Raw genomic sequence first — 16,689 nt, 5'->3', positions numbered from 1 at the left:
TCGAACAATATTCTACGGATTTCGCAGCTTGGTTATTGGGAGAATCTATTACTTTAACTACCATTAATCCCACCGAACTCAATGTAGAACCAATAAGGGGCCGATTCGGTGATGTTATTGCAATCAAGCAATGCGATCCTGCATACGGAGTTTCAAACCGTTAGCGATGACACAATGCCTTTTCGGATGGCAGATTATTATTTGCGCTTAAAACGCAAGTTTCCAGAGCGATCAATTCAACAAGTAGTCATTTACCTGAAAAGAACAAGCTCAGATTTAGTCAGACAGACACGCTACACAACTTCTGTAATGACTCATGATTTTACAGTGATTCGGCTATGGGAACAGCCTGTAGAGATATTTTTAAGTACGCCAGGATTGTTACCTTATGCAGTGTTAAGTCGTGCTTCAGACAAGGAGGATGTATTAGCGCGAGTGGTGGAAGAACTAGAGCAAATAAGCGACTATCGAGAACAGAGTAATTTAGCGGCGGCGACAAGTATTTTAGCAGGGTTAGAATTAGAGGGACAGGTAATTAAACGATTGATGAGGAGTCCGGTGATGCGTGAGTCTACGATGTATCAGTCTATTTTACTCGAAGGTCGGGCTGAGGGGCTGGAAGTTGGCTTGCTCCAAGGTCGCACCGTTGAAGGTAAAACATTAGTTCTCAAGCAGCTTCAGAGAAAATTAGGTAGTTTATCACCGGAACTAACTACAAAAGTGAGCGCTCTGAGTCTTGAGGAGTTAGAGGCGTTAGGTGAGGCTCTGTTAGATTTTACAAGGATTGAGGATTTAGAAACTTGGTTGGGGTAATGCGAAGCCCGTTACCGGGCGCGCTTGCGCTATCGCACTTTACTTTCTCTACTATCTTTCGATTTTAAAGAACAATACAGGTTTGTTATCAACAATTTTTTCCTCAATCTCTTTCATCCCAATACTTTGAGCAACTTTCTGGGATTCAAGATTTGGTTTATCGCAACTTGCTAAAAGATATTCGTAGCCAAGGTTTTTAAAACAATACTCTATTATTCGGTTAGAGGCTTCGGTAGCGTAGCCTTTTTTAGTAGCTTCCGGTAGCAAAGCATAAATTAACTGGGGTTGCTTTTCTACAAAGAAGTACCACAAACCTGCAAACCCAATAATTTTTTGCTCCTGTTTAGTCTCAATAAACCACAGCCCAAACCTTTTTTCGTTAAAGAGTTTTTGACTTTCCAGTAACATTTCTTCAACTTCTTGTACAGGAAAAATGCGATCGTCGCACAAATATCTTCTCACGTGGGGATCGATAAAAATATTATGCAGAATATCAAGCTGGCTATCTAAGATTGGGTTCAGTAATAAGCGTTGAGATTCTAATCGTAGTTCTTGAAAGTGCATGAGGATACAACCTTACGGGAAATTGGCATTTAAGCAAGTAATTGATTTAGTTGTTCTGGAGTGCTACGAATTAATAATTGCATGATACCTGCATCAAAGGTTCGCTTAAAATCGGGATCGCAAGCATAACGTTTATAAAGGTCAAGTTCTCGCTTTCGTTCTTGGCTGACAGCTTGCTGAATTAACTCCTTTAAAGCAATGCGGCGGTTTTGCTCGTCTTGATTATCAACTACTTGGATTTGGTAATTGGGGTTGTTGATAACGTGTTGGGCAATATTAATAAATTTAACTCTTTGCTCTTGAGGCGATAGATCCCAACTAGAAAAGAAGCGAGCGTTAAAGGCGGCAATAATTTCACTCAGGGGGTTGTTTTGGGACGCATCGCCGCGATAGCCGCGCAGGTTGGAGTTTGAGGGGTCGATTTGCGATTCTGTTGATTCAAGTGCGATCGCATAAAGAAAATTTCGCGTTTTAAGGTTTCACAAATGGCGAAATAGTAGCCAATAGCAGCTTCAATGTTGCGGGTGACGACCATTACTTTAGCTTGTCCTTTGAGCTTTCTGGGCTTCCAGACTTGCTCTAAAAAGTGATTTATCATAATGTCGGCTTTGGCAAAGATCGTTTCTTTATACCCTTCTACATAGGCTCTCAGCTTCTTTTGGGCTTTAGCTATATCGAATTGGGGATTATCTTGGACGGATTTTTGAATCTCGTAGTAGCTGTGGTAGGTGGTATAGTTTGCCAGTACATCAAGAATAAAACCTTCATATTCAATTGCTTGTTTCATTGAGTAGATATGAAATGAAACAAATTTTCCATCTTCGTTTTGCTGTCTAAATTTCTCTAGGGTGGCGTTTTTGAGGGTAGCTGTGAAGGCAAAATAAGAGGCGTTTTTATCCAGCTTGCGCCCTTCCATCGCTTTAAAAATTTTGTCTTGAATGTCGTCTTCGTCGGGTTCTTCATCGCTACTCAAAGCTGCGTTCATTGTGTCTGCCGCTTGACCGCTTTGGGACGGATGCGCCTCGTCAATAATGATGGCAAAATTGCTATTTTTTAAATCTTCTACACCGTTGACAATAAAGGGGAATTTTTGAATAGTTGTAATAATAATCCGCTTACCTGTTTCTAGAGCGGTTTTGAGTTCTTGAGAGGGGACATTGCATGGTTAAACTCCGTTACTGCCTCAATATTCCCCTTCACTAATTAAATGACCAGCACCCTTAAGTGAGTTACCAATAACCTTATTGATTATACCGATACTCCTCAACAACCTCGTTGCCAAAGCCAAGGCTATAATTACTGCTATGTCCGTTGAAGTTCTTAATACTTATGCTCCAACATCTAAAGCTAGAACTTAGTGATAAAGTGTACGCTGACCTACAGCAAAAAGTGAATGCTGTTAGGCTGTCAATCACAGAATGGATAGTTGCGTTATTAAGTGAACAGGGTAGTCTTATCACTACAATTTTGTCTTCAGAGGAGCAACAGGAGAAGGCTCGGCAAAGGTTTAGAAACTATGCTAGGGCGATTAGTCGTGGATACGCGACAGGAATAGACAATGCAAGTATTGATGCTGACTTGGCACGAGCCTATACAAACGATTATTAAGAGTAAGATTGTTTGGTTCTTTTAGATACATCCGGCTTACTCAACTATCTCCGTCAACATGAACCACAGCATCAAGAAGCTGTGCAGCTACTTAATAGTGCAAGCAATAAGCTAGTGACTCATAGCTACGTTCTGGCGGAGGTAGTCGCCTTGGCGTTAGTACGTCGTTTCCCCCGTCCTGCTGTGTTGACCTTCGCAATGGACTTGCTAGATAACCCAGATATTGAAACAGTTTGGATAGATGAGCAACTCCATCGACAAGCAATGCAGCTTTTAGTAGATTAGCAAGATAAAACTTATTCGTTGTGTGATGCGGTCAACTTTGTTTTGATGCGTTAGCGCGGTATTGAGGAGGCATTGACAACTGATCGTCACTTTGAGTAAGAGGGATTTACACGAATATTGCCACCAATTACCTAACAATTATTACACCGGAACGGAAAGCAAATTTGCCAGCTTATCTATAGCGCGATCGCTCTGATAGTATTTTGAGTTGGGTGGTGAGTGCGATAGCGCAAGCGCGCCCGGTAACGGGCTTCGCATTTACCACACTATAAATCGCTTAATGTATAACGTGCTACCTACACTCTAAAGTTTTGATTTTTCTACAAACTGTTTGCCACAGTCCTTACAGCGATAGCATTGCTTCCCCCGCCGATAGCCATTTCTAGATAACTGCTGCGATTGACAATGAAGACATATCATTACTTCCATTACATTGTTGGAAATGCGATCGCCTATATACGGCTCCAAATATGACACTAACAAGTCTTCAATCTGCTGCGTCAACTGCTGACGGTGCTGGAGATCGGGGCTGCGAAGGGCGGACAAAACGACGGCATTGCCACTGTGGACACATACTTCTGCTAAAAGACTGGACTGTGCTGCGCTCAAGTTTGGGTTACGTTGCTTGAAAATGCTTGCCATAAAGTTGATGGCTTCTTGGGTCATGCTTTCATCAATTGACTGAAAAATCTGGCGCGATCCAAAGAACTGAATAAATACCACCCGTGACACTGGCTGTTCAAACAACTGAGCAACAGCACCCGTTATGGCTTGAATCATTGGGCGCAGAGGTAGTTGGACGATTTCTGGCGTATTTGTCTGCGTCCACATTACTTTAACCCGTTCTATATGGCGCAACTCCATCGCATTAAAAACGGCGGCTTTATCGGGGAAAAACTGATACAAAGAACCAATCGCTGTCTCCGCTTTGGCAGCAATTAAATGAGTAGTAGCAGCTTCATAGCCCACCTCATCAAATACGGCGGCTGCTGCATCTAGGATTTTTTCAACTCGATCTTTCCCTCGCTGCTGTTTGGGCTGACGGCGTAACTCTCTTGACAAAGGCGAACGTTTTGTCATATTTTACAAATGCGACGAATTATTCACAATTTTTAAGTTAGTGGAGAATGCCATGCCGTCTATGCTTCCTGGTGCGCCTTGGTTATTAGCTCATAAGTCGATGCTTGCAGTCAATCAACCTCACAAAATTTCCTTGTATGGCGTTGACTATGTAATGTGGAAAGATGCGGCGGGAGATGTTTGCGCCTTGCCCAATGCCTGTCCGCACATGGGAGCGATGCTGTCAGAAGGATGGTGTGAAGTTGATAAAGAAGATAACACAACAGTAGTTTGTCCGTTTCATGCGCTCAAGTTTGATGCCGATGGTTGTACTGTTTTACCGGGAACTGCAAAGAAAACATTACCTCAACTCAAACCTTTAAAACTAATAGTTCAGGGAAATCTTATTTGGTCTTATGGCGAATACAAGCCGAAAGTACCCGTACCTACCATCCTAAATGAGATTGCTGAGACTTACTACTTTGTCGGGCATACCGCAGATACAAGTGTAGAAACTCCTTTGCTGACTATGCTGTTGAATATGCACGACTACAACCACCAAAACGGTACTCACAGAGATTTGTTTCGGATTACTGATGTAGAGTTTCATCAATTTACAGATGTTGGGCATCATTCTCATGCTTTTTACGATATGCCTACCGCTTCTTACAGCTTGGTAGAGAAACTAAAGCAACCCGATTTACTTTTACTACCGAGTACGATTAAAGCGCATTTAGAAAATCACTTCCCATCGCTAGTAATTTTTCATGGAGAAATGCCTTTGGGAAAAGCCGCGCAGTGTCATATTTTCATACCAGAAGCCGAAAACCGGACGCGGACTTATATTCTGCTATTTGGTCAAGCCAAGCATCCAATGTTTAAACTACTTGGTAACACTTATCTCAAGTTTGGCAAGGTTGTAGTGGAGCAAGATGCGGATATTTTAGGCAAGATTTATGCAAATACGCCTCAAAAAATTAAGCTCAATAATGAGGTAGGAATGGATTGGGTACGACGCAATTTTGAGAGTTTCCCCAATGTGGTAGAACCCAATTTGTCTAAGTAGATTAAAAAATAGCGATCGCATTTTCCACAGTATAAACTGCTTAAAAAGCGATCGCCCAATCATTATTTCAACACAATCTAGTTAAAAGCGTCTTTAATGTTGTCAACAGCACGCTCTACAGCGTTCATTGACTTGTCTACAGCTTTTTCAGTCCGATCCGCATCTTCATCTGCTCTTTTGAAGATTGTGTTTCTGTCGCTCTTGGCTTTGCTCTCAACGTTACTATCGCTATCGGTGGATTTTTCCACTTTTTTCGCATTGCTACTAGCAGCATCTTTAACTTTATCTTGCGTATCGCGGATCAAGTTTTTAGAGCCTTTAGCAACGTCCTCAGCTTTGTCTTTAACTTTATCGCCTACATCCCCAGAAGCGATGGAGATAGGAGCCGCCATTGCTGAATTATTGGCAAAAAATGCACCTTGCCAAACAAAAGTAATTGCGCTTAGGCAAAATAAAGTTGTAGCTACCCAGCGTCCGAGGTTCTTAAAATGGTTTAGTTTCATAAAATGTGATCGCCGTTAAAATTTAGCATTCTAGTTTTACTGTATTGCGATCGCCAATCAAAACGTTCCTTAGATAGAGGTTTAGCTGTTCCAGCTACTTTGAAAAGTTAACTACTTAGATAGATTGAATACAGTAGCTTTTTGTGTATCCTGACTTTGAAGCCAAAAATAAAAAGTTGATTTGTTTCTTAAGATTAGAGCAAGTAAGATAACGTAAGGATATTTTGAACAAACAAATGACAAAGGCTCAGAATGTTTTGGGGGGAGAATTAGAAACTTGCTGCACTTCTCCTATGACGGGATATTATCGGGATGGAAAATGCAGTACAGGCGCAGGAGATTTTGGCGTACACGTTGTTTGTGCCAAAGTTACGGCGGAGTTTTTGGAGTATACCAAGGCTCAAGGCAACGATTTAAGTGCGCCTGGAGCTAATTTTCCCGGATTAAAACCTGGGGATTGCTGGTGTTTATGCGCCTCTCGTTGGCAAGAAGCTTTAGATGTTGGTGTTGCTCCTCTGGTCAATTTGGCTGCAACTCACGCCTCCGCTCTGGAACACGTAGATTTAGAGGACTTAAAACAACATTCTATTTAAACTAGCTACGCTTTTAGCCACTTATCGAGCTTACCAACAAAAGTAGTTACCGATTGTTTTAATTGGTTTCGCCCTGACCATTTTTGAAAAGCTCTTTCGTATTCTTCACTGTTGGAGTAGTAAGTATTCCAGCTATCAAGACCAACTTTCAAGCCCCAAATTAACACAATGTAAAGCGACCAAGAAAGATCGCCAGAGTTGAGCAAGTCGAGTAAAACTAAAAACGAATTAGCGATCGCATAATTGCCAACTTTCTTTTTTAGCTTGTTGCGGCGGAATAGATCGAAAGTTTGCTTTTGACGAACAATAGTATTTTGCGATCGCCAGTCTATTTCCGATTGTTGCAAAGATTCGGGGGTAATCTCTAATTCTTCAGCAATTTCTAAAAGCTGCTGGTAGGAAAACTCGCTATCATCCGATTGACGAGCGATCGCAATCGAGAGAATTTGTTGGATATCTTCTTGACTATAAGAGCGGACGATCTTAGCATCGTGAGTTGTCATAATTGCTGATTACAATAGCCATACTATTCATATTTTGACACTGCTAATCATTTTTGACTCAATAGCGGACTATGGCTAGTTTACTAGCATTAACATCTCTACATAGCTTTTACTTCGTCTGCAAAACTAGCTTTACGGACAAATTGGAATGCTCCCGCCACCGAACCCCAGATATGTTCGTCGGTTTCTACATCTCGTCCCCGATCTAAACTGATAAATTTATCCGCGTCAATTTCAAACTCGCTATCTAAATAAGTTTTTTTGTCATTACGGAACACAATACAACCTTTACCCGGTTCGACAACGCCTTTAAAAGCGCTACCCGTCCATTCTACAAGCATATCGCAGCCTGATAATTTCTCTAAATGCGTCGCTGTTAAAGTGTTGAGACGTTCTTTTTGCCGCGATGCACCGTAAAATTGCTGTTCTTCCTTAACGGTGTAGTTTTCAATTGCTATGCGATCGCCCATTATTATCAATTTCAGCACCCGGACTCTGTAGGGAGTATTGAGCATATAATCATAAGCCTGCTCGATATAAAAACTCACTCCTGACAGCAATTCTAGAGGCAAGGGACGCATACAAACGCGAATGTGAGCAAAAAAGGGTGGATTGTCAAAAGCTTGCTGCTGGTTGCTAAAATCGGCAGCCATCCATCGGGCTAAAGTTGTAATATCTGTAGAATGAGTCATTGAACTGAGAATCTACTTAAAAATGTCTAATTTCTGTATTTTAAAGCTTGAAGTTCGCACTTTTTCAGGATAATTTTTTGTTTTTGCCCGTCAATATCTTTAAGTAATTCGCACCTTTAACTACACTTATGCACTCAAGCCCTCGGCTATACAAACAAAATTTTGGTCAAAGCTTGGTGCTAAAACTCTTTGTTAGCGCTACTTTTTGGCTATTTATTAGTACAAATGCGACTTCCGCTCCTGCAAAAACTCCCCCGGCGGAATTTCCTGTTAATCCTTTAGAACTAAAAACTAGCGATCCGCTTTTAACTTCCCCAACTCCAACTCCAGAGGAGCAAAAAAACTTATCGGTAGCTCTAGATGAATTAAACATTCAAGCCCAAGCTAAATTAAGTGCGGGAGAGAAAATCGGCGCTTTTGAGACTTGGAATCGAGAATTGAGATTGAGACGGGTGTTAGGTTTTCTATCAGAAACTCAAGCATTAGGGCGCGTAGGTGCGATCGCCTGGACAGAAAATGAACCCTATCAAGTCCAAGTAATTACCCAAAGGTTAGAGGCAATTTCCCAGCAACAGAAGTCTAGTAATGATTTGCAGCTATTAACGGCTTTAGCTTCAGCTTTTGAGCAAGTGCGCGTACCAAAATCGGCTTTAGCAGTTTATAACCAAATTTTAGTCCAACAACAAGATACCCTAGCCGCCGAAGAAACCCTACAAACGATTGCAGAACTACATTTAAGTTGGTTTGATTATCCGCAAGCGGTGGTTAGTTACAACCAATTGCTAACTCTTGCCAAAGCAAAGAGCGATCGCCCAGGGGAGTTAGGATATTTGCAACAGTTAGCTTATATTTACGATCGCTCTAAGCAACGTCAGCAAGCTGTAGACACCAAACAGCAATTATTAGTGATTTACCAGCAGGAAAAGTTACTTACAGAAATTCCCGCATTGTATTTAGAAATTGCTACTGACCATGAAGTATTAGGACAACTAGAACAAGCTTTTGCTTCTTATCAGCAAGCTTATACTTCTGCTTGGGCATTGCAGCAGTTTTTTCAAGCGGGGGATGCGTTGAAAAAATTAGTAGCTTTGTATAGTTCTCAAGGTCAAATCGATGAAGCTCTACAAACAAGCCGGATTCTTTTACAAGCCGATGAGCAAGCCGTTAATGTTTATGGAATGATGAATACTTACGACCAAATCGGGCAAATTAATCTTAAAAAAGGTGATTATCCCAAAGCTTTAGAGGCGTTTCAAAATGGTTTAGATTTAGCAAAACAGTTGCAATATCAAGAAGATTATTTTACCCAGCAAATTGCTTTAGTAGATAAGCAGATTCCTAAGTAGATACGCTACCTTTGTATCTAATACTTCGATAAATCTGCCCCGTACAATTTTGCTCCTTTAAAATTTGCCCCAGCTACTACTGCCCCATCCATATCTACATTGTAGAGCTTGGCATTGCTAAAATTCACCCCCGTAAGATTAGCTTCATTAAAACTAGCATCTGACGCAAAAGTATTGATTAAGGTAGCTTGTTTGAGATTAGAACCAGTTAAATCTGCTCCTTCTAAGTTGGCATTTGCTAAGTTAGCTTTCTCTAAGTTTGCATCTCTCAAATCTGCGCCAATTAAATGAGATCCACTCAAATCAGCGCCTTGTAAATCGCATTTTTGGCACTGATTAGTTTCTAGCAACTGTCTGACATGAGCTGGATTTTCTGCTTTGACTGGAGCTACTAAACAAATTGCACTAATAATTGCAGTAGTAGCTAAAATTTGCAGTTTCATCTTTTGCCCTCAAAATTTATTTAGGTTTATCTAACCTCTATTAATAGGATGGCTCTATTAATTGCTATTTACCTCCTACAATTGGCAGAATTAAAAGGAATATTTTAGCTAAAATCAGTCTTAAGTAATAGAAGTATGCCTAACTTTGGGTAGTAGGGAATAAGGGAGATCCCCAGGGGGGATCTCCAAATCAATCCCCTTGCGGACATTCTTCCCACAATGTAGTTATTTCTCGCAGACTTTGATGATTGCCATTACCCAAAATCAAATGATCTAATAGCGGAATCCCTAATATCTGCGCTCCCGATAGTAACTGGCGCGTCAACTCAATATCTTGGGTACTTGGTTCTACACTACCGGAGGGGTGATTGTGAGCAACTACAACTCTGGTTGCACCTTGACGAAGCACCTCCCGAAAAATCTCGCGGGGAGGCGCTAGGGTTTCTGTAGCTGTACCGATAGTAATTACTTGAGTACCTAGCAAGCGATTTTTTACATCAAGTAGCAGCACAGCAAAACGTTCTTGAGATTGCCACATTAAATGTTGACTTAAGGCTGCGGCTGCCTCTGCGGGGCTTTCAATGGGTGTACGATCTAAAGGGCGCGATTGAAAAGCTCGTTTTCCCAACTCCACCGCCGCTAAAATAGTTGTTGCCTTTGCTGGCCCAATTCCGTCAATTTGCATCAATTCTTGAACGCTGACTTCTCTTAAAACTGCCAAAGGATCGCGATCGCACTTACTTAGTTCTTGTAAAATATGTTGCCCCAACCCTACGGCCGAAAGTTTACCCGCTCCTTGTCCTGTACCTAATAAAATTGCAATTAATTCCGCCGTTGCCAAAATCTGAGAACCGTTAGCTATTAAGCGTTCTCGCGGTCGTTCTGTGGTTGGCAAATCGGCAATTCTTAGGCAGTACATAAAGGTAATTACTTAGCAACTATCCTTATTTATCCCATCTAAGTCTAAAAAATCACATTGCCTTGCTAAATATAATTAGCATTGCGCTATGTAATCTGAAATATTGATTTATTGGCTTTTCCGGTTTAAGTATCTATAACTCCAGACAGATGAATTAAATTAACTACAATATAGAAAACAGCCGCACAATTGTTCTGGTACAGAACGAATATATATGACTTCTGAACAGACTTTTGGTCAATCTAATGATGAAGTCAAGAGTCCACCGCTTGAGGATAACTTATTTCCTATCGTTGGTATTGCTGCTTCGGCGGGTGGACTAGAAGCTTTTATAGACTTGCTGACGTACTTACCTGTCGATACAGGAATGGCTTTTGCATTAATTCAGCATTTGGCTCCTGACCACAAAAGCTTGCTAACAGAGATTTTAGCCAAAAAGACAAAAATGCCTGTCAGTGAAGTAGTAGACGGTGTGATGGTAGAACCAAATCACGTTTACATCATTGCGCCCAATACCACGATGATTTTAGCTCAAGGAAGGCTAAGACTTGCGCCACGTGAGAGGGTTGAAGGAAAATATATGCCTGGTGATGCCTTTTTTACCTCCTTAGCTGCCGAGCAAGGTAGTAAAGCGATCGCAGTTATCTTATCTGGAGGTGATGGGGACGGATCTTTGGCATTAACACATATTAAAGCCGCCGGGGGTGTGACTTTTGCCCAGTGTAATGGAACGGCAAAATTTGACAGTATGCCCAATACTGCGGTAGCTACAGGGAATGTAGATTTTATTTTGCCTCCCCAAGAAATTGCCGAAGAAATAGCAAAGCTAAGTATTCATCCTTTTATTGCTCCCCAATCAACAGTCAAACTGGTAGAAAATTCTCCGCAAAGCCAAGAAGGGATGCAGCTAATTTTTGCCTTACTCAAATCGTCAACAGGTGTAGACTTTAGCCAATATAAGCTTGCCACCATCGCTCGACGAATGCAGCGCCGAATGCTGTTATATAAACTAGAAAAGCTAGAAGATTACGCCCAGTATTTGCAAAACAACGAGGCGGAAGTTAAAGCACTGTATGCAGAAATTTTGATTCATGTTACTGGTTTTTTCCGCGATCCTTTAGCTTTTCAACAGTTGACACGAAGTTTTCCAATTGTCACCCAAAACAAAACAGCAAATTCACCCATTCGGATTTGGGTTGCTGGATGCTCTACAGGGGAGGAAGCTTACTCGATTGCCATTTGTTTGCTGGAATTTTTGGGAGAAAAATCCCTTAATCTGCTCGTTCAAATATTTGCCACCGATATCAGCGAGACGGCGATTGAACTGGCTAGAACTGGAGTTTATAGCGATCAGCAAATGGTAGGTGTTTCACCAGAACGCCGCAATCGCTTTTTTACTAAGCTAGAGTTTGGCGGCTATCGAATTAGTAAAGCTGTACGTGAATTATGTATCTTTGCCCGTCAAGACTTGAGCAGCGATCCACCTTTTGCCAATTTGGATCTAGTTAGCTGTCGCAATGTGATGATTTATTTGGCAGAGTCGTTACAAAAACAGGTTTTATCGGTTTTTCATTACAGTCTCAACTCTAAGGGAATTCTGATGCTGGGCAATTCCGAAAGCACTACTCAAAACTCGCAATTGTTTGGTGTAGTTGATAAAAAGCACAGAATTTATACGAAAAACTTGGCGGATTTTCCGCCAAGTTTTTCTTTTGTTACCAGCAAATATCCCAGTGCAATAGTAGACAACCCTAAACCTACAAATAACAATCCCGCCAATAGTTTTGACTTAGATAAAGAAACCGACAGGTTAATATTAAATCGCTACGCTCCTGTAGGTGTGGTCATCGACGACAAAATGACTGTGCTGCAAATTCGTGGTGAAACCAGCTTTTATCTCAAAATTTCACCGGGAACCCCAAGCTTTGACCTATTTAAAATGGTACGAAAAGACTTACTTGTTGCCCTACGTGCTGCCGTTTATGAGGCACAACGGCAAGATGTGCTAGTGAGAAAAGAGCGGCTAAGATTAGAAAATGAAAGTCGCGTGAAAATAATTAATCTTGAAGTCATCCCCTTCAAAAATGCGATCGCCCAAAAAAGCTACTTTTTAATTTTATTTACAGAAGCAATACCCGCAGTTAGCAATTCCATCCCGGTAAATCGTGAAGGTTTAGATTCGGGTGAATTAGAACGTGAGATTGACTGGCTCAGACAGGAACTTGCCATAGCCAACCAAGAGCGAGCGGCGGCGGGTGAATACCTGCAAGCAGTGACTCAAGAGCAAGAATACACAAATCAAGACCTCAAAGTTGCCAATGAGGAAATCTTATCGAGCAACGAGGAGTTGCAAAGTATTAATGAGGAACTCGAAACTGCTAAAGAGGAGATTCAGGCTACTAACGAAGAACTGAAAACAACCAACGAAGAACTCCGTAGTCGCAACTTACAATTGCACGATGTCAACAACGATTTGACAAACTTGATTGGTAGTATTGATATCCCAATTTTAATGCTGACAAATGACTTGCGGGTGCGACGCTTCACCCCAACGGCGCAAAAATTACTCAATTTTATTCCTACCGATGTCGGGCGACCTTTTAGAGACATCAACGCCAATCTTGACGTTCCTAACTTAGAAGAATTGGTTGTAGAAGTCATAAATACCCTCAAATCCATAGTCTTAGAAGTTCAAACCGATGGGGGGTACTGGTATAACCTCCATATTCGTCCTTACCGGACTGTAGACAACCGAATTGACGGCGCAGTAGTGGTATTGATAGACATTGATGCCCTCAAACGGGGTGCTACAAATTTGGAATCTGCCCGTAACTATGCTGAAGCCATTGTCGAAACCGTACAAGTGCCGTTGCTGGTACTTAATTCTGACTTGAGGGTAAAAAAAGCCAACCGATTATTCTATAGAACTTTTGAGGTTTCATCAAGGGATACAATCAATTCTTCGATCTTCGATTTGGGAAATGGGGAATGGAATTTTTCATCTCTGCGAGTTCTGTTAGCCGATGTCCTTGCCAAGGATACCGAAATTCAAGGATTTGAAGTAAACCATAACTTTAAGCAAATAGGGCAGAAAACTATGCTGCTCAATGCTTGTAAAATTCTGCATGAAGACAGTATTCAACTGCTGCTGTCGATTGAGGATATTACCGAGCGGAAATTACTTGAGCAGCAACGCGATCACGCTCTAACTCAGGAGCAGGCGGCGCGCCATACCGCCGAAGTTGCCAACGTGGCTAAAGATGAGTTTTTATCAATTGTCTCTCACGAATTACGTAACCCTCTAACTGCCATCCTAGGATGGGTGCAGTTGCTCCGCAAGCGTGGGTTTGACCAAGCTAAAACTGACCATGCGCTAGAGACAATCGAGCGCAGTGCTAGGGCGCAAAATAAATTGATTGAGGATCTGTTAGAAACCTCACGAATTACCGCCGGGAAGTTTCAACTTAACGTCAGTGCGATCGCCTTAGCTCCGGTGATTTCGTCGGCTATTGAAATTGCTCGGATATTAGCTAATGCTAAAAATATTCAGATAGAAACAGTGTTTACACCGAAAACTTTATTAGTATCCGGCGATAAAGATCGCTTGCAACAAATAATCTCGAATCTGCTTACTAACGCCATCAAGTTTACCCCTTCTGGGGGACAAGTGACAGTATCGCTAGATTGTACTGCCTCCCAAGCACAAATTCAAGTGAGCGATACAGGTCAGGGCATTAGCGCCGAGTTTCTTCCTTTTGTTTTTGAACGGTTCCGTCAAGCCAATAGCACCAGCACTCGGTCAGAGGGTGGACTTGGGCTGGGGCTTTCAATTGTGGAGCATCTAGTAGGCTTGCACGGTGGTACAGTTAGCGCCGCGAGTCCCGGCGAGGGTCAGGGAGCAACATTCACAGTCCAGCTACCCCTTTTAGAGACAAGACAAGGAAACAAAAAAGAGATTACCTCCTCTCCTCAAATTAGCCTGTTACTTCTAAAAGGATTAAGGGTACTTGTGGTAGAAGATGACGCGGGTTTATTAGAACTTGTAAAAACAATTCTCGAAGAGTATGGAGCCGAAGTAACAGAAGTTAATTCAGCAAAAAATGCGATCGCCTCGCTCACAAATAATCCTGGGAAATACGATGTACTATTGTCAGACATTGGGATGCCAAACGAGGACGGCTACTCGCTCCTGCGTCAGGTAAGAGAACTTAGCCAAGAGTTAGGGGGGCAGATTCCCGCCGCAGCCTTAACTGCCTACGCGCGCGCCGGAGATCGCACCGAGTCTTTTGCTGCTGGTTTTCAAAGACATATTGCTAAACCAGTGCATCCAGAGGAATTAGTATCAATTATTGCCGAGCTTGCCCAAATTAACCAAGAGACAAAATAAGCTCTATTGCCGAATTTGTGGAGCCTTCAACATATGGTAGGTAATCAACAACTGAGTTAGTGCCAGAGGGTTGCTTTGAATTAGCTCCCCTGTTGTACCTGTAAGCTTGCCTAAATTGGGGTTGCTTTGGCGATCGCATATATTCTCTAAGTTGGGCATATCGCTACATATCAGCTTCTCTAGATCGTACACCTGCTCTAAGGTTGCATGACCATCTATTTCTACTACATCTACAGGTTTACCCATATCTCTATCTAATTCCAACCGCACGGCGGGGGTAGCATTAGCAATGCTTGAACTAATAATTTGCGTAAATTCGGGGTGAGGAATAGTTGGACGCAGTACCAAGCGTACGTTTAATAACGGCTCTTCTTTGGTGTTATCGTTTGGTGGATAAAAACTTACTACTACATCCGCCCATTGGCGCTGAGGACGAATAAATTCTTCCGAATCTGGTTCGCGTTTTGCCATTTCTGCTAACACTTGCTCTTTGCTATAACCGCGTTTTGCTGTATCTCGCCTGACTTTCCAATCGGCGCGCAGTGATTCGGGGGGTGCTAAATACACTTTGACATCGTAAGCATCTCTAGCGGCGCGGGTAGAATAACCTAGCAAGCCTTCTACTACAACAAATTTATTCGGTTTAATATACTGTGGCGGCTCAAAGGTTCCGGTTTTGTGACTGTATACAGGTTTAAGTATCGGTTGACCTGTCCTCAACAAAGACAGATGTTGTTGCATAATGTCGAGATAGTTACAATCGGGATGCAGGGCGGTTATACCTAATTCTGCCCGTTGAGTGCGATCGTAGCGATGGTAATCATCGGTACAAATAACTGTAACGTTATCCTCACCTAATACTTGAGCAATGCCTTTCGTTAAAGTTGTTTTGCCAGCAGCACTGTCGCCGACAATACCTAAAATAATCGGACGATTGCTCATGATTGCTCCTATATTGGAATGAATCTACTGGAAAGACTTAATTTTACTGGAGAATGGGATATTAATATTCTCCAACTTTAAGTACAAGTCAACCGCACCTCATTGAGGAGAATTTGAGTATGACTATTTGTATCAGTCGCTAGAATCTATGGGCGATACTGGACTTGAACCAGTGACGTCCTGCTTGTAAGGCAGGCGCTCTACCACTGAGCTAATCGCCCGTTTTTTACGGTAATATCCAGTATAGCAAATCTATGGCATTAAAGCTATGAATTTTTGCGATATTTGCTTAACCTTAGATAAATAAATCTTATGCCGTCCGGTCAAACCCACGATCGCATTACTTTATGGAGTTTACCTATAATTGCTGGTTGCACCTATCTATTAACTCATAGAAATAGCGATCGCACTTTAATTGTCGCGGGTGCATTCTTATTTAGCGGCTTAATGTTTGGGCCAGACTTAGATATATATTCGGTACAATACAAACGCTGGGGTTATTTGCGGTATTTGTGGATACCTTACCAAAAGACCTTAAAACATCGCTCTTTCTTTTCTCACGGACTAATCATCGGGACGACAGTTAGATTAATATACTTAGCCTTTTGGTTAAGCTTAGTGGGAATTTTTGCAGTAGGAATAGCAGAATTATGGGGAGATATAAGTTGGAATTGGCAATTGTGGGCGCAATTAGCTAAAAAATATACTTATGAATGGATTGCATTGTTTGTTGGCTTAGAGATGGGCGCAATCAGTCATATATTAAGCGATCGCCTGGGTTCCTTTGTCAAACGCCAGCAGCGAAATAAAATAAAGAAATCGACAACTAAGTAATAGTAATTTGGGCATTTCTGAAAGTATGATGATTTTTTCTTTCTGCAATCCTGTCTGTTAGAGTCGAGGGCGGGTATTATTCCGCGCCCCTCTCCTACAGATCCGGACGTGAAGCTTTCGCCTCATCCGGCT

At 41.9% G+C, this 16,689-nt stretch carries 16 protein-coding genes, 1 tRNA gene and 1 pseudogene; 8 read left to right on the top strand and 10 right to left on the bottom strand.

Going from position 1 to position 16,689, the window contains the following annotated elements:
* Positions 1–111: 111 nt before the first annotated feature.
* Positions 112–813, top strand: coding sequence for a DUF4351 domain-containing protein (locus C7B70_RS18875; RefSeq protein WP_339376749.1), 702 nt, complete (start codon positions 112–114; stop codon positions 811–813).
* Positions 814–864: 51 nt separating this feature from the next.
* Here the strand turns inward: C7B70_RS18875 and C7B70_RS18870 are convergent, their stop codons facing one another.
* Both C7B70_RS18870 and C7B70_RS18865 read right to left on the bottom strand, forming a co-directional pair.
* Positions 865–1,377: a GNAT family N-acetyltransferase gene (locus C7B70_RS18870; protein ID WP_106370551.1), complete on the bottom strand. Its 513-nt coding sequence runs from the start codon at positions 1,375–1,377 to the stop codon at positions 865–867.
* A gap of 358 nt (positions 1,378–1,735) precedes the next feature.
* Positions 1,736–2,512: pseudogene (locus C7B70_RS18865) on the bottom strand (hypothetical protein); the annotation flags it as partial.
* A 194-nt stretch (positions 2,513–2,706) separates the two neighbouring features.
* On the opposite strand from C7B70_RS18865, the gene C7B70_RS18860 reads away from it, so the two are divergent.
* Together C7B70_RS18860 and C7B70_RS18855 are read left to right on the top strand one after the other, a co-directional pair.
* Positions 2,707–2,985, top strand: a complete 279-nt coding sequence (locus tag C7B70_RS18860) for a hypothetical protein (RefSeq protein WP_106370567.1) — start codon at positions 2,707–2,709, stop codon at positions 2,983–2,985.
* Between the two features lie 12 nt (positions 2,986–2,997).
* Positions 2,998–3,270 carry a PIN domain-containing protein gene (locus tag C7B70_RS18855; RefSeq protein ID WP_233220990.1) on the top strand — a complete coding sequence of 91 codons (273 nt, stop codon included), beginning with the start codon at positions 2,998–3,000 and terminating at the stop codon, positions 3,268–3,270.
* 303 nt (positions 3,271–3,573) lie between these two features.
* Here the strand turns inward: C7B70_RS18855 and C7B70_RS18850 are convergent, their stop codons facing one another.
* Complete coding sequence (locus C7B70_RS18850) at positions 3,574–4,350, bottom strand: TetR/AcrR family transcriptional regulator (protein WP_106370550.1); 777 nt, start codon at positions 4,348–4,350, stop codon at positions 3,574–3,576.
* Between the two features lie 52 nt (positions 4,351–4,402).
* Here C7B70_RS18850 and C7B70_RS18845 point away from each other — a divergent pair, with 52 nt between their 5' ends.
* Positions 4,403–5,395, top strand: a complete 993-nt coding sequence (locus tag C7B70_RS18845; RefSeq protein WP_106370549.1) for a Rieske 2Fe-2S domain-containing protein — start codon at positions 4,403–4,405, stop codon at positions 5,393–5,395.
* Positions 5,396–5,472: 77 nt separating this feature from the next.
* Here C7B70_RS18845 and C7B70_RS18840 read toward each other — a convergent pair whose 3' ends face one another.
* Positions 5,473–5,898: a hypothetical protein gene (locus C7B70_RS18840; RefSeq protein WP_106370548.1), complete on the bottom strand. Its 426-nt coding sequence runs from the start codon at positions 5,896–5,898 to the stop codon at positions 5,473–5,475.
* A gap of 236 nt (positions 5,899–6,134) precedes the next feature.
* On the opposite strand from C7B70_RS18840, the gene C7B70_RS18835 reads away from it, so the two are divergent.
* A complete protein-coding gene (locus tag C7B70_RS18835) occupies positions 6,135–6,491 on the top strand; it encodes a DUF2237 family protein (protein ID WP_106370547.1) in 357 nt (118 codons plus the stop codon).
* Positions 6,492–6,496: 5 nt separating this feature from the next.
* Here C7B70_RS18835 and C7B70_RS18830 read toward each other — a convergent pair whose 3' ends face one another.
* Both C7B70_RS18830 and C7B70_RS18825 read right to left on the bottom strand, forming a co-directional pair.
* Complete coding sequence (locus C7B70_RS18830; protein ID WP_106370546.1) at positions 6,497–6,994, bottom strand: 2TM domain-containing protein; 498 nt, start codon at positions 6,992–6,994, stop codon at positions 6,497–6,499.
* Between the two features lie 98 nt (positions 6,995–7,092).
* Positions 7,093–7,686: a chromophore lyase CpcT/CpeT gene (locus tag C7B70_RS18825; RefSeq protein ID WP_106370545.1), complete on the bottom strand. Its 594-nt coding sequence runs from the start codon at positions 7,684–7,686 to the stop codon at positions 7,093–7,095.
* Positions 7,687–7,814: 128 nt separating this feature from the next.
* On the opposite strand from C7B70_RS18825, the gene C7B70_RS18820 reads away from it, so the two are divergent.
* A complete protein-coding gene (locus C7B70_RS18820) occupies positions 7,815–9,032 on the top strand; it encodes a lipopolysaccharide assembly protein LapB (protein WP_106370544.1) in 1,218 nt (405 codons plus the stop codon).
* Positions 9,033–9,049: 17 nt separating this feature from the next.
* Here C7B70_RS18820 and C7B70_RS18815 read toward each other — a convergent pair whose 3' ends face one another.
* Together C7B70_RS18815 and radC are read right to left on the bottom strand one after the other, a co-directional pair.
* Positions 9,050–9,475, bottom strand: a complete 426-nt coding sequence (locus tag C7B70_RS18815; protein WP_106370543.1) for a pentapeptide repeat-containing protein — start codon at positions 9,473–9,475, stop codon at positions 9,050–9,052.
* Positions 9,476–9,665: 190 nt separating this feature from the next.
* On the bottom strand, positions 9,666–10,394 hold the full coding sequence (gene radC, locus C7B70_RS18810; RefSeq protein WP_106370542.1) for a DNA repair protein RadC: 729 nt from the start codon (positions 10,392–10,394) through the stop codon (positions 9,666–9,668).
* Positions 10,395–10,608: 214 nt separating this feature from the next.
* Here radC and C7B70_RS18805 point away from each other — a divergent pair, with 214 nt between their 5' ends.
* Positions 10,609–14,781 (top strand): CheR family methyltransferase, encoded by a 4,173-nt coding sequence (locus C7B70_RS18805; protein WP_106370541.1) that lies wholly within the window; start codon positions 10,609–10,611, stop codon positions 14,779–14,781.
* 3 nt (positions 14,782–14,784) lie between these two features.
* Here C7B70_RS18805 and C7B70_RS18800 read toward each other — a convergent pair whose 3' ends face one another.
* The gene (locus tag C7B70_RS18800; RefSeq protein WP_106370540.1) at positions 14,785–15,723 is read right to left on the bottom strand and encodes a phosphoribulokinase; all 939 of its coding nucleotides are present in this window, start codon (positions 15,721–15,723) and stop codon (positions 14,785–14,787) included.
* 149 nt (positions 15,724–15,872) lie between these two features.
* Positions 15,873–15,944 (bottom strand) — tRNA-Val (locus tag C7B70_RS18795).
* A gap of 91 nt (positions 15,945–16,035) precedes the next feature.
* Here C7B70_RS18795 and C7B70_RS18790 point away from each other — a divergent pair.
* Positions 16,036–16,557 (top strand): metal-binding protein, encoded by a 522-nt coding sequence (locus tag C7B70_RS18790; RefSeq protein ID WP_106370539.1) that lies wholly within the window; start codon positions 16,036–16,038, stop codon positions 16,555–16,557.
* The last annotated feature ends 132 nt before the right edge of the window (positions 16,558–16,689 follow it).

Source organism: Chlorogloea sp. CCALA 695, assembly GCF_003003885.1.
Taxonomy (GTDB): domain Bacteria; phylum Cyanobacteriota; class Cyanobacteriia; order Cyanobacteriales; family Chroococcidiopsidaceae; genus Aliterella.
Note: the sequence above shows the minus strand (reverse complement) of the source record. Positions and strands in the feature narration are given on the sequence as shown.

Excerpts from the sequence above, each read along its gene's own strand:
- radC (WP_106370542.1), bottom strand. The coding sequence starts at position 10,394 with ATGTACTGCCTAAGAATTGCCGATTTGCCAACCACAGAACGACCGCGA.
- C7B70_RS18830 (WP_106370546.1), bottom strand. The coding sequence starts at position 6,994 with ATGACAACTCACGATGCTAAGATCGTCCGCTCTTATAGTCAAGAAGAT.
- C7B70_RS18805 (WP_106370541.1), top strand. The coding sequence starts at position 10,609 with ATGACTTCTGAACAGACTTTTGGTCAATCTAATGATGAAGTCAAGAGT.
- C7B70_RS18860 (WP_106370567.1), top strand. The coding sequence starts at position 2,707 with ATGCTCCAACATCTAAAGCTAGAACTTAGTGATAAAGTGTACGCTGAC.
- C7B70_RS18840 (WP_106370548.1), bottom strand. The coding sequence starts at position 5,898 with ATGAAACTAAACCATTTTAAGAACCTCGGACGCTGGGTAGCTACAACT.
- C7B70_RS18790 (WP_106370539.1), top strand. The coding sequence starts at position 16,036 with ATGCCGTCCGGTCAAACCCACGATCGCATTACTTTATGGAGTTTACCT.
- C7B70_RS18835 (WP_106370547.1), top strand. The coding sequence starts at position 6,135 with ATGACAAAGGCTCAGAATGTTTTGGGGGGAGAATTAGAAACTTGCTGC.
- C7B70_RS18870 (WP_106370551.1), bottom strand. The coding sequence starts at position 1,377 with ATGCACTTTCAAGAACTACGATTAGAATCTCAACGCTTATTACTGAAC.
- C7B70_RS18820 (WP_106370544.1), top strand. The coding sequence starts at position 7,815 with ATGCACTCAAGCCCTCGGCTATACAAACAAAATTTTGGTCAAAGCTTG.
- C7B70_RS18825 (WP_106370545.1), bottom strand. The coding sequence starts at position 7,686 with ATGACTCATTCTACAGATATTACAACTTTAGCCCGATGGATGGCTGCC.
- C7B70_RS18850 (WP_106370550.1), bottom strand. The coding sequence starts at position 4,350 with ATGACAAAACGTTCGCCTTTGTCAAGAGAGTTACGCCGTCAGCCCAAA.
- C7B70_RS18875 (WP_339376749.1), top strand. The coding sequence starts at position 112 with ATGTTATTGCAATCAAGCAATGCGATCCTGCATACGGAGTTTCAAACC.
- C7B70_RS18815 (WP_106370543.1), bottom strand. The coding sequence starts at position 9,475 with ATGAAACTGCAAATTTTAGCTACTACTGCAATTATTAGTGCAATTTGT.
- C7B70_RS18845 (WP_106370549.1), top strand. The coding sequence starts at position 4,403 with ATGCCGTCTATGCTTCCTGGTGCGCCTTGGTTATTAGCTCATAAGTCG.
- C7B70_RS18800 (WP_106370540.1), bottom strand. The coding sequence starts at position 15,723 with ATGAGCAATCGTCCGATTATTTTAGGTATTGTCGGCGACAGTGCTGCT.